Below are 12644 nucleotides of genomic sequence, written 5' to 3'. Positions count from 1 at the left end.
TTTTATTAGAATTTTCAGGGTTTTACATACTGTTCAATCTTCTGTTTTCAAAGTGCTTTTTCTGTGTTACTGTCTCAGCAGCAACTTTTAAAGTTTATCATGTTCGGTTGTTTTTGTCAACCATTTTTTTCATTTTCTTCAAAACTTTTTTCATCGGTCATCGATGTGTTTTTGGGAAAATTTGCCGCCGTTTTCAGCGGCGAGTTATATCATACCAAAGCATTTGACAAAAGTCAACATTTATTTTGAAATTTTATCAAATTAATATTCTGGCCATTATATTGCAAGTCGGAATATGATATAATATGTTACAGATCAATGCCTTTCTACTATATATTAGCGTTTTAATGTCTGTATACTTATCTTTATTTCTCTGATATCACCCGTTAAATAAATCATTCCTGGCATGATACCTGTGTCATTTGAATGTGTTCTTGAGTAACCTCTTTATATCAATCGTCTTGTATTGGTTTGTCAAGCATCTGAAAGACTATGCCGCTTTATTCTTCATGCTCATTTCCTCAGCCATAACTTTAAATAGAAGTAAGTTCTTTGAATATCTGTTAAACATCTATCTCACTGGCGCAAAATTGGGGATACTGAGGCCTTCTTAAAAAACAAAAAAGATGAGCAGTATAAAAACTTTCATTGTTGCCCTATGATGGTTCTCTTCACTTTCTCATCTATTTTCCGGAAGGTGATTAAGAGTTTTTACTGATGCTGCTTGTTCCACCGGCTGACTTGAGGAATAGAATAACTATATTATACTCACCAAACCTCCAGGTACACTGATCGATAGCTACTAAATTTTATTAGAATTTTCCCGGCTTCATTATTTTTTCAATTATATGGAAGATATGGACTTTCCGTGGATCTGTTCGCATAGATAACCATGCTCCATGATCTTGACTATCGTCAGCCTGATTTCTCCATAACTATTTCATTTTTATGAGAATGGGCCGTACCTGGAAATTCTACGGAACCATTGCAAGAGCTTTTGTTTTATATTTACCGCGGAAAAATGCCTCCTTTTTCTTGACAATTTTACACTCAAATGGTATCATCTATGTTGTTGTAAGCGGGTATGGCGGAATTGGCAGACGCGCCAGATTTAGGTTCTGGTGGGAGACCGTGCAGGTTCAAGTCCTGTTACCCGCATGATTCACAATTCTATAGCAACACCTGAATTCCTTATAAATACTAGGGTTCCAGGTGTTGTTTTTTTATCTATAAGTATAAATATATATCTTTATATTGGTGAGATACGATTTGGATTTAAACTAATCTGCTACATCTTGGATAACAGATGGGTTATGGTAATTTAATATAAATAAAGGGCGGGCCCGAAATTTCGGATACCCACCATTTAATATTAACAACACTTACGTATATAATTTATCTCTTAAACTAACCTAAGATGTGGTTGACTTATTTAAATATAAATATTAAGCTTCTTCACCGATAGGATCATTAATCAAGGTGGCCACTCTAAAGTCATGAACGTGACCATCGCTCACTTCTGTTACGGATTCCAGAAAATGAACATGTCTGTCCCCTCCAACAGGAATTGCAAGCGATGTTTTGCCACGAAATTCATGAAAATGATTTTCATAAAAATCTGTTCTAAATTTCACTTCATGAAAGTGGTTCTTACCAGCAGGAATTGCTTCACCGGAAACCGTAGCAAAACGATGATTATGAGGATCTTCTTCGCGTTCTGCTATCTCTACGCTGCCTTGAACTTCATGAACATGTGCCTGCCGCTTATCATGGCAATCACAACATTCTTTAAACCAATCTTGTTTATAGTTATCCATATTGTTTTACTCCTGTACTCCAATATTAGGAAACTTTGTTCCCATAATTATTATATGAAAATAATGCAATTAGGTGTTGTCTCTTAGACGGCCTATCCGTTGGTAAAATGAAATAGTAATATAAATGATCTAGAAAAATAATTTTCAAAAAAGGCGGGCTCGGAATACCGAAGCCCGCTCTTATCATTAACTATCTCTCATACTCGTCATACTCTTCGTAATCTTCATACTTTTCATTCTTTTTACATTCGTCACATTCATTTTCTTTCCGTCTGCATTTTCTGCAGCCGTCTTTAAAACCTCTCCAGTAAGCTTCTTTTAATGCTTTTTCGGACCATTCGCAGTCCTTACCATGATCACGTTCGCGTTCGCATTCGCATTCGAATTCACGTTTCTTTTCGCATTCACGTTTCTTTTCGCATTCACATTCGCGTTTGGGTTCGCACTTTTCAAAGCATTTACATCTACATTTTAAAGTTTCACTACTCATATACTTAGACTCCTTTCATGCTGTACTCACAATATTATATGGGACAGGTATACAAGGTGTGAATTTCAAGAATGGCTTATATAGAAAGTGGACCCCAGGTCAAAGCACCGGAGCCCACTAAAATAGGAGTAATAAATAATTATCACATTATCACAATATATTATATGTAATACTTTTAATAATGGCCCTTTGTATTCGCTGATCACTCTGCCACTCCCTGATACTGCTATGCCTCGTTCTAATCCTGAATGGATAACAGATGTGTTATGGCGTTTTAATGAAATATGGCGGGCCCTGAATTCCGGATACCCGCCTATACATTACTCCATTATCTTAAATTTTCATGATTCCCGGACACCCATGCCATGAGGTACGTCATTTTCCATACATTCCTATTAATCTCTAATTATAAAGCATTTTTGTACTTAAATCATTTCCTACTATTTACAGGAATTGCAGTCATTCTCTACAATAATTGCGGAAAGTGATGCATGATTAATAGAAGTAACGCCAACCGTAGCAAGGCCGGCAACCCTAGCAACTACGCTGTAAGTGCAGCAGTCATCATTGCACAGATCACAGTCGCAAACGAAGAAGGTGAAGGTGTTACCTTCAGTAATAGCTGCAAGCCGTGAGAAAGTCCAGATTGGTCCTACGGGAATAGGAGTCGGCATATCTTTACACTGTTTGAATACCTGGAAATTCAGGGTGAGAACAGCAGCAGTTGTTACGATATTACTTGCAAATTCAAATTTAATACATCGGTTTTTTAAACCTTTTGAATCAACGTTTACAGTGGCCAGAGTAAAGGCAGCGCCGGCAACTGTTCCAACTGGCAGGGTTACTCCGCCCTGGCTGCCGCATTTTAATATTGTCCTATTTGGTTTAAGTTTTTTTTGATGGGTTTCACACACGCACTTAAAATGTCGTTCACATTCCTCGAATTCATCACTATTACATTCACGATCTTCAATATAACAATCACTCATAAAGTTACCTCCATATATTTATATAGACAGATAAACTAATATTTCTACCAACAGTCATATTCCATTATATTATAAAAAAAAGAGTATGCTACACTTTAGAAGGTACAATCTTTTTATGGACCCCAAATACTCGAACCTGCCTATACTTTACTCTGCCAGTCATGGATACCACAATGCCCCATCCTGATACGGCGTGAGCGTCACCGGCTCCGTGGCCATCTTGCCGTCCTGATCCAAGTAATACCACTTACCACCAGAAGCTTGTAATCCCATAACCATGGCCCCATCAGCTCCTAGGTAATACCAACCACCATTGTACTCATACCAAGTGCTTGAAACCATAATACCGGCTGCATTGAACCAGTACCACTTACCATCAGAATCAAGATACCATGCGTCACGAATAGGCTCTCCGGTGTTACCAAGATAGAATCTCCACCCGTTTGGCTCCTGGTTCCAGCCTGATAACTTAATCGGCTCCGGTACTGGCGCTACATCGTCCTGTATGTATCTACGCACGCATACAAGGCCCATTCGCCAGCCACCAGAGGCGAACGATACATAACGGCTCTTACAATATGCCACTATGTCCTTGTACGATGGTCTGCCGCTACCATGTCCACAGATAATACCGTTACCGTAATACATTTCTACATGGCCTATCTTAAGCGGTCTACTGGCATCTGATCCTGCAAACTCCAACATGTCCCCCTTACGTAGACGCGATATATCCGGGATTCCTGCGGCGATATCTGTATCTGTTCCGTTTTACCATGAGTCTCCTTCAAGTGTTATATCAAAAATGCTGTCGCTTACAGCTTTTACATGTACTACATTTTCCAACTGTGATGTATACTGTAAGATTTCTAATGTAACGGCTATATCAGCCGCCGCAGGCTCAATAATATTGCTCATTTAATACATCTGATTATACTCATTTAAGCGCATATCTTCTATAATAAAGCTAAGTCTCCTTCATATCCGTCAGCATTACAATCATTCCGCACCATTAGTAATATAACATTTATTAATATAACATTTAATAAAATTCTTTTGCAAAAGCAAGGACTGGCGTAAATACGCGCACTTCTTAGATGGATGAATTATAATTTAAGAGCGATCTACAAAATAAAGAAAAATCATATGCATGCCATAGCAAATATTCACGTGATATCTTACAGGGATATTTAAAATGCGGACAAAATCCGTTTATTCAGACTGGAATGAACAAACCGGGACAGGACAAACATGAGGAAAGGCATTAGTATATAAATACGAGGTGAAGGAAAATGGATTGTATTCAAAGCATACAAAAAGCAATTGAATATATGGAAGAACACATGCTGGAAAAAATAAGTTATGAAGAGGTGGCAAGCCAACTATACGTGTCAAACTATCATTTTCACAGGCTTTTCAGCATGATTACCGGGATAACGGCAAATGAATATATTCGAAACCGAAGGCTTTCAATGGCAGGCCAGGAATTGATCATGTCAGATAAAAGGGTAATTGATATTGCTCTCAAATATGGTTATGAATCTCCAGAAAGTTTTACAAAAGCTTTTTCAAGGTTTCATGGTGTGACCCCCAATGTGGCAAAACGGTCAGGAATACTCTTAAAATCCTTTAATCGCCTTGTAATAAAAATTAAATTTGAAGGTGGTGCAGCTATGGAGTATAAGATCGTAAAAAGAGAAAAGTTTCAGTTACTGGCAAAAGTCCAGGCATTCAGAAATGAATCTATTTCAGAGGAAGGAAATAATGAAATACCTGATTTTTGGAAACAGTGCGGTTCAAATGGAGTTTTTGATGTACTGAATAGGCAAGCGTCGAAACACGATATTTATGGTGTGTGCGCTTCAATTTCGAAAGAAAGCTCATTTTTTGATTACGGCATAGGGATTGAATATGAGGGCGGGGATATTCCGGAGGGATACCGCATTTGGGAGGTAAAACCTATCCTTTGGGCAGTATTTCAATGCATTGGAACTAATTCGGAATGCATTGGAGAAACATGGGATAAGATTTTCAAGGAGTTTTTACCAGGCTCCGATTACAATATGCTTGATGAAACAGATTTTGAATTGTATCCCGAAAACAGCCACCCGGACGTTTTTTGTGAGATATGGATTCCTGTTAAAAAAAGCAGTAAACTGCTGCAATGAGTGCGGGGTGGCGGCCCACCTCCCTCTCTCTACCATTTTGAGCAGGCTTCGGTCCGCATGTCTTGTACCGGACCTGTTGTTTACTTCTATAAGGCACCGTGGTAGAATAACCATACAGAAGGTTCCTATTATTTATAGCTTATGAGGTAATTTGCCATGCGAAGTGAAAAAGAAATGTTTGATTTGATCTTGAGGGTTGCACAAACAGAGGAACGCATCAGAGCGGTATTCATGAATGGTTCCCGAGCAAATCCTCTTGTTGTAAAAGATACTTATCAGGATTATGACATTGTTTTTGTCGTCACGGAAACAGAATCATTTTTATCGGATAAATCATGGGTAAATGTTTTTGGAGAGATTGCTGTCATGCAGGAACCGGATTCTAATGATTTCGGCTGGGGTGTGAGCTGCGACTTTTCCAAATCTTATGGATGGCTCATTTTATTTAAAGACGGAAATAGAATTGATCTGCGTATTATGACCAAAGAAAAATCCATTGAGCATTATCTTTCTGACAGCCTTACAGTGCCTTTGTTTGATAAGGATAATATCTTCCCGCAAATACCTCAGTCAAGCGATACAGGCTACTGGATTAAAGTTCCCACAAGACAAATGTATGACGGATGCTGCAACGAATTTTGGTGGTGTTTAAACAACGTTGCTAAAGGGATTAAAAGGGATCACATTCCATATGCAATGAGGATGTATACGGAGGTCATACACATTCAGCTTGATAAAATGGTAGAGTGGTATATCGCCATGAACCATGGATTTTCTGTTTCAACCGGAATGTGGGGGAAATACTATAAAAAATACCTGCCCCAGGATCTGTATGATAAATATTTGAAAACCTATTCCGATGGTAGTCCTGAAAATCTTTGGAATGCTGTCTTCACAGCCTGCGATTTGTTTCGTTTTCTTGCACAGGAGGTTTCCGGTTATTTGGGCTGTACCTACTGTATAACGGACGATGAAAACATGGTTAAATATATCACTAATGTTAAAAATGCTGCTCATTAAGCATAATCGGAACAGCATATAGTACCTCAATCTGATCAGATTGTCGTGCAAATTAATACCGACTGAATAATCAAGGGACACCCAAAAGCTGTTGGCCTGATATTATGGTCAGCAGCTTAATCGTCTCAGAGCAGGGATCTGCCGGATACCTAATCCAGGATTGTTTTCCAGTCTTGTTCCGAAAAAGCCTGAAAACACATTTTTATCTGTTCAGCATTATTCTTTTCCGCAGCAAGAGGGGGTAATTCTTCCAGTGAAAAATACCGGCTGTCTGTAGTTTCATTATTAGCTTTAAATGAACCGCCAAGAACGGTACACTGTATAAAAATTTTACAAACCTTGTAGGCATAGATGGGAAGATTATGTTTCTCTCGATCCTGTACGGCAATTACCTTTTCGACCTTGACATCAAGACCGGCCTCTTCCATAACTTCTTTTATGATATTCTCTTTTACCGATAAATTTACATCAACCCAGCCTCCTGGCAATGACCATTTTCCGTCGGCTTCTTTTACCAGGAGAATCCTGTTGTCCATAAAAATAGCAGCCCTGGAATCTATTTTGGGTGTCTGATATCCTGTTTCACAGCAAAATAAATCTTTGACTTTTTCAACAGGGATCTCTGATTGCCTGCTGATTATTTCGGCCGAAATCTCCCGGATCCTTTCATACCGTTCCTGATCAAAGCAATCCTTTGCATAATACAGACCGGCCTGTGCGATTGACTGCAACTCAACCGCCCATTCTAGCCAATTTTTATCTTCCATAATGCTTTCCTTTCCCAGTCTTTACTAAATAATATATTATCTCACATACCAAAAACTATCAAGATTATCTTTCTGGTATTTCCTCAGACAATGGATTAACCAAAGCATACTTGCAGCAAAATTAAAGGACGCTAACTATGATAGCCAGAAAGGGGAATCAATATGGATACAAGAACAATCATGATATTTCCAGAATTTCAAAACATGGATGTGATTCATTTCTATAGGGATCAATACGATCCATTATCCGCTCTTGTGAAGCCGCATATCACTTTAGTTTTTCCGTTCCAGAACGACATTAGTAATGAGAAACTATACAAGCATATAAATGATTCGCTTATGAATATTAAACCCTTTGAAATTATTCTGCGCGGAGTTTCAAAGCAGCCTGATGAATTCGGAAATTATTTACTTTTAAATATTATAGAAGGAAAGGAACATATTCTTGAAATCCATGAAAAGCTATATTCCAATTTATTGAAGGAGTATAACAACGGACATCCTTATTACCCCCATTTAACCCTTGGAAATTTGGACTCCATAGAAAAACTGGAAAGAGCCTATTTCGATGCTTCTAAGTGCAAGGAAACATTCAGGGCTATGATAGACACAATTTCAGTTGAAATGATAGGGGCAATGGGGGAATCCATTATAATAAGCGAACATAAGCTGAGGGAATAAGCTACCAAAAGGCAGGATTCCTCTTTCCTCTTCTTTTGTCCAGAACTGGAAAAACACCGAGATTTCTTGTAAATACAAGGCTTTCCGGTGTTTTTGCCTTTTGTAGAAAGTCTGTCGATCCATCTCTCATATTTTTTCATTTACTGCCATATCATTTAACAGGCATATCAGCCCAGCATCACTGCCGGGACATCCCATTTTTAGACAGCCACTCACCTTTTGTTTATACATGATTGCTGCTGTCAGTAACAGCAAGGAGACTTAACTGTGAATAAAATTTTGGATAATAATTATTATGATTTAATCATCACCAATCCAGTGATTTCAGCTCCCAGCGATAATAACATTACCTATTTGAATAACCGGCATTCCTTGCTGCATATCCCGACTGCCGACATAAACATTTGTGATTTGGTGAAGTATCCCTTTCACACCTTTCCGGCAATCTTTACCCCCACTTCCACGGTCAGTCTTGAGCAAACCGGCGTTGGGGAGGTGCAGCGGAATCCTGCCTTAGCCCTGTTCGGACAGGGCGTAATCGTTGTAGTTATTGATACAGGTATTGATTATCAGCATCCTGCTTTCCGCAACAGCGACGGTTCGACCCGTGTCCTTACCATATGGGACCAGACCCAGCAGGAAGGAACTCCTCCCAGTACGTTTACCTTTGGTACGGAATACAGCCGGGAGACAATTAATACTGCATTGAATTCTGAAGACCCTCTATCCGTTGTACCATCAACAGACACCAACGGACACGGAACGGCCATTGCAAGCGTTATTGCCGGTACACCCAACATATTGGAGGCCTTTAGCGGAGTGGTCCCTCAATCTGATCTGGTAATCGTAAAACTGAAGGAAGCAAAGCAGAATCTAAAGAGATTTTATTTTATTCCCGATGATGTTTTATGCTTTCAGGAATCCGATCTTATGCTTGGCTTCCGTTATTCCCTCACCATTCAGGAAAGATTTAACCGCCCTGTAGTTACCTGCTTCGCTGTAGGAAGCAACCAGGGAGGCCATGACGGAAGAGGCGCTCTTAGCGGTTACCTAAATGACCTTGCATTGCAGCCGGGTATCGGTATATCCGTCTCTGCCGGCAATGAAGGAAACAGCCAAAGGCACTATTTTAATTCCACTTTATTAGAGCCTTATTACAATGATTTCGAATTAAGAATAGGGGAAAAAGATAAAATGTTTGCCATGGAAATCTGGTCATATTCTCTTGGACGGCTTTCCATTGACATTTCCTCACCCAACAGGGAATCCACCCAGCAGGTTTATCCTGCAATCGGTGATTGCAGAGTATTCAACTTTGTTTTCACTCCTACCACCCTTTATGTCAACAACTATGTTTTTGAAGAAGAGACAGGAGACCAGATGATCCTGGTTCGCTTTCAGAACACCACTCCCGGAATCTGGCGTATACGTCTCAGGAGCGTTGAAAATGAACCATTGTCCTTTCATGCCTGGCTTCCTTCAGACGGTCTCATATCTAACCAAACCTTCTTTCTTAATTCCTCTCCGGATACCACCATCACTTCACCCGGAAACGGCAGGCGCCAGCTGACTGTGACCGCGTACAATCAGATTAATAACTCTACTCTTGGTGAATCAAGCAGGGGCTATACCAGAATCGGCCTTGTCAAACCTGATATTGCCGCTCCTGGTTACCAGCTCACCTGTGCGGTTCCCGGAGGCGGATATGGTTCCGTAACAGGAACAGGAGCTGCTGCTGCCCATGCAGCAGGCATCATTTCCATGGTTTTTGAGTGGGCCATTGTCAGGGAACATTACAGCACTATGAACGGCCTCGATGTCAGCAGGCTGATGATGAGAGGGGCTACGCGGCCCAGCTCATACACCTTTCCGAATAACATATGGGGATACGGCCAGGTGAATGTGACCAGTTTATTCAGGCAGCTTACCAGTATTTAATGAAATTGGGTTACAATTGTCTCTAAAACTAAATTTCTGCCATATATCCAGAATATTACATAAAATGAGCTTTACAATTGTTATATAATTTTCTGGGAGGTGATAGTATGAGACACTGGAATAAGAAATACGAAAAAAGTTTGGAGAAAGAATTCAACCGGTTAGAGGCTGCCAGCAGGGAGGTAATCCCCCCTTCTGCTCCTCCCGGTGAATTCGAAAACATCATGGCCGAAATGGAACGCAGAGGAATCGAACCCAAGATCAGAAAAGAACTGAAAAAAAGGAAATAGGCGGGCCGGGTTTCCGAAAACCCGCCATTTTTGATCAATGCGTCATATGATAAGGGCCCGGGCATATCCCAGACCCCTGTCACCAACGGCTTTCCCTTATTCTGTCTTACCTGATTGCTTAATCAGCTGATCAACGTACGTACTCAGCCCGGCAGCCAGGATTCCCTGAGTAATTGCGGTAAATGCAGCCGTAGCGATCTGCTGGATGGTATGCACCTCACACATGGAGATTACATAAACACCGCATAAAACAATGCCAACTGCTCCGTTAATCATCGGAATATATTTATCTTTAATCGTCTGGCTTTGCTTGATCCACTGCCCCAGCAGGTAAAGGACCACTGCCACTACGACCAGTTCTGGTTTCACATAATTTATGATCTCTTCCATAATAATCCTTTCCTTTCCCAATTCATGAATTCAGACTGATAATAATCACCTGATCTAATTGATGCTTTATTTTCCTCAAACGTTCCTCTTCTCCTTCCGGATACATGGCTGCTCCATCACAGAAAAGACCTTCAGACTGTCGGAGAAAATTCCCTGGTCTGAAGGTCTTGCTCTTAAATTGTTGTCAGCTGCCTGAACATATTTTGCGCATCCAGCTGCCCATATCCCCATACATTGTTTGGATAAATATACGACGATCCCCGCTTTGCCCCGCGTATCATCAGACGGTTGACCTGATAACCGGTAACAGCCGTATAGTTTCCTTTATTGTAAGCCCATTCCATAACCATGGCCGCGATCCCCGCCGCATGGGCGGCCGCAGCTCCGGTACCGGTAGCGGTCCCATATTGAAAGTCAGGCAGCGCACAGGGCAACAGGTAGCCGGGCGCACCTACATCAGGTTTTACCAGCCCCATTCTGGTATATCCTCTGCTGGATTCATTAAGAATATTTCCATCCAGAGTATTATATGCCGTAACAGTCAGAGGATGTATGGCATCCCCCTGGGCGGTTATGGTCGTATCCGGATTGGAGTCCAGGAAAAAGGTCTCATTTGATATCAGATTTCCAGAAGGCAGCCAGGCATGGAAGGAAAAAGATTCATTCTCAGTGCTGCCAACTCTAAAATACCAGGTTCCGCTGGCTATATTCTGAAAACGCACCAGAATCAGCTGGTCTCCGGTTTCTTCTTCAAAAATAATATTATTCACCCAGACAACGCTTTCTACGGATTGAAAAACAATTTTTTGGCATTCTCCAAATGTGGGATAAATGATCCGTGATGTCTCCCAGGTGGGAGTGGTGATCTCTATAAAAAGTCTGGAAGGTATGTACGGCCAGATTTCCATGGATAATCCCTTATCATTGGTTCCTACGTTTAACCGGAAGCTGTTTACATAAGGTGCTGACTGAGTGCTGTTGAAATAATGCCTTCTGCTGTTTCCTTCGTTTCCGGCAGCAACGACCACACCGATTTTAGGCTGCTGTACCAGATAATCCAGATAGATGCTGGAGGCTCCCCTTCCGTCGTGTCCTCCCTGACTGCTTCCAAGGGCAATGCATATTATAAGAGGCCGGTTCAACCTTTGGGCGGTAGTAACCAGATACCGGATTCCTAGGATGATGTCAGATTCCTGATAGCACAAAGCGCTTTCCGGGACAAAGAACAGATTTTTTAAGTTTTCTTTTGCTGTTTTTAGCTTCACTACCAAAAGATCCGCATCAGGAACAACACCGCTGAAGTTATAATCATCATTAGGCCGACCGGCAATGATGCTTGCAATGGCAGTTCCGTGACGTATCGTATCAACCGTGGGAACAATTGCAAAAGGATTTTCAGATATTAATGCAAAATTAATCAGTTCTCTGGTATATTCAGCTCCAAAGGTGAAACCTCTTGGAGGCGTACTTCCCACCTGGGTCTGATCCCATATGGATAGAATTCTGGTTGTTCTGTCATTAAACTTGAATGCCGGATGGCGGTAATCAATACCGGTATCCACAATACCGATGATTACCCCTCTCCCAATCAGACCAAGGCCAGGAGTTCTCTGGACAGCTCCAATGCCGGATTTCTCAATGCTGACCGATGACTCCAGGGTATATAATGCCGGAAAGGAATGATAAGGATTTACACCAAGATCACAGGCATCCATCTGATCCTTTGTTATATGCAGCAGGGAATTCATTTCATTCAGCATAGTAATGTTATCACCAGTATTATAGGTTGGAACCAAGGCATTACTTATGATCAGATCATAATACCGATTATCCAGTATTTTTTCCATTTTGCGGCCTCCTGCCTGTTTCAAATGAAGCATATGATATATTTTATGCAGCAAGGTTTCCAATATGAGCAGAAGAATCAGCCACAATCCAGAGAATAAAATGGCAATAGAGAAGTAACACGGATATTTATATTCTATATAGATAATTATGATATATTCACAAAATATTAACAGATTATCTATAAAGAATTACTTATTTCCCTTTACTTAATCGATTATTTGCGATATAATTTATATAACTCTTCTTAGG

The 12644-nt window shown here is 40.6% G+C and carries 11 protein-coding genes, 1 tRNA gene and 1 pseudogene; 6 read left to right on the top strand and 7 right to left on the bottom strand.

Annotated features, from left to right (window positions below):
- The first annotated feature begins 1078 nt into the window (after nucleotides 1–1078).
- Nucleotides 1079–1158, top strand: a tRNA-Leu gene (locus AC27IJ_RS01950).
- Nucleotides 1159–1445: 287 nt separating this feature from the next.
- On the opposite strand, the gene AC27IJ_RS01945 is transcribed toward AC27IJ_RS01950, so the two are convergent.
- The 4 genes and pseudogenes from AC27IJ_RS01945 to AC27IJ_RS01930 form a co-directional block, all read right to left on the bottom strand.
- On the bottom strand, nucleotides 1446–1817 hold the full coding sequence (locus tag AC27IJ_RS01945) for a YmaF family protein (RefSeq protein WP_312504247.1): 372 nt from the start codon (nucleotides 1815–1817) through the stop codon (nucleotides 1446–1448).
- A gap of 190 nt (nucleotides 1818–2007) precedes the next feature.
- Entirely contained in the window at nucleotides 2008–2307 is a 300-nt protein-coding gene (locus AC27IJ_RS01940) for a hypothetical protein (RefSeq protein ID WP_312504246.1), read from the bottom strand.
- 440 nt (nucleotides 2308–2747) lie between these two features.
- The gene (locus tag AC27IJ_RS01935) at nucleotides 2748–3296 is read right to left on the bottom strand and encodes a DUF4489 domain-containing protein (RefSeq protein ID WP_312504244.1); all 549 of its coding nucleotides are present in this window, start codon (nucleotides 3294–3296) and stop codon (nucleotides 2748–2750) included.
- A gap of 159 nt (nucleotides 3297–3455) precedes the next feature.
- Nucleotides 3456–4034 (bottom strand): annotated as a pseudogene (locus AC27IJ_RS01930) (cell wall-binding protein); the annotation flags it as partial.
- 551 nt (nucleotides 4035–4585) lie between these two features.
- Here AC27IJ_RS01930 and AC27IJ_RS01925 point away from each other — a divergent pair.
- Both AC27IJ_RS01925 and AC27IJ_RS01920 read left to right on the top strand, forming a co-directional pair.
- Nucleotides 4586–5461 carry an AraC family transcriptional regulator gene (locus tag AC27IJ_RS01925; protein ID WP_487147297.1) on the top strand — a complete coding sequence of 292 codons (876 nt, stop codon included), beginning with the start codon at nucleotides 4586–4588 and terminating at the stop codon, nucleotides 5459–5461.
- 156 nt (nucleotides 5462–5617) lie between these two features.
- Nucleotides 5618–6481, top strand: coding sequence for an aminoglycoside 6-adenylyltransferase (locus tag AC27IJ_RS01920; RefSeq protein ID WP_487147296.1), 864 nt, complete (start codon nucleotides 5618–5620; stop codon nucleotides 6479–6481).
- A gap of 149 nt (nucleotides 6482–6630) precedes the next feature.
- Here AC27IJ_RS01920 and AC27IJ_RS01915 read toward each other — a convergent pair whose 3' ends face one another.
- Entirely contained in the window at nucleotides 6631–7248 is a 618-nt protein-coding gene (locus AC27IJ_RS01915) for an NUDIX hydrolase N-terminal domain-containing protein (protein WP_487147295.1), read from the bottom strand.
- 162 nt (nucleotides 7249–7410) lie between these two features.
- Between AC27IJ_RS01915 and AC27IJ_RS01910 the strand changes: the two genes are divergently transcribed.
- The 3 genes from AC27IJ_RS01910 to AC27IJ_RS01900 all read left to right on the top strand — a co-directional run bounded on the left by AC27IJ_RS01910 (nucleotide 7411) and on the right by AC27IJ_RS01900 (nucleotide 10157).
- Complete coding sequence (locus AC27IJ_RS01910) at nucleotides 7411–7929, top strand: 2'-5' RNA ligase family protein (protein ID WP_312504239.1); 519 nt, start codon at nucleotides 7411–7413, stop codon at nucleotides 7927–7929.
- Nucleotides 7930–8196: 267 nt separating this feature from the next.
- Nucleotides 8197–9867 carry a S8 family peptidase gene (locus AC27IJ_RS01905; protein WP_487147294.1) on the top strand — a complete coding sequence of 557 codons (1671 nt, stop codon included), beginning with the start codon at nucleotides 8197–8199 and terminating at the stop codon, nucleotides 9865–9867.
- A gap of 107 nt (nucleotides 9868–9974) precedes the next feature.
- Nucleotides 9975–10157, top strand: a complete 183-nt coding sequence (locus AC27IJ_RS01900; RefSeq protein WP_312446100.1) for a hypothetical protein — start codon at nucleotides 9975–9977, stop codon at nucleotides 10155–10157.
- Between the two features lie 96 nt (nucleotides 10158–10253).
- Here the strand turns inward: AC27IJ_RS01900 and AC27IJ_RS01895 are convergent, their stop codons facing one another.
- Both AC27IJ_RS01895 and AC27IJ_RS01890 read right to left on the bottom strand, forming a co-directional pair.
- Entirely contained in the window at nucleotides 10254–10547 is a 294-nt protein-coding gene (locus tag AC27IJ_RS01895) for a phage holin family protein (RefSeq protein ID WP_312446099.1), read from the bottom strand.
- A gap of 173 nt (nucleotides 10548–10720) precedes the next feature.
- Complete coding sequence (locus AC27IJ_RS01890) at nucleotides 10721–12394, bottom strand: S8 family peptidase (RefSeq protein ID WP_312446098.1); 1674 nt, start codon at nucleotides 12392–12394, stop codon at nucleotides 10721–10723.
- Nucleotides 12395–12644 lie beyond the last annotated feature (250 nt).

This window comes from Lacrimispora sp. YZC11, assembly GCF_057543815.1.
Note: the sequence above shows the minus strand (reverse complement) of the source record. Positions and strands in the feature narration are given on the sequence as shown.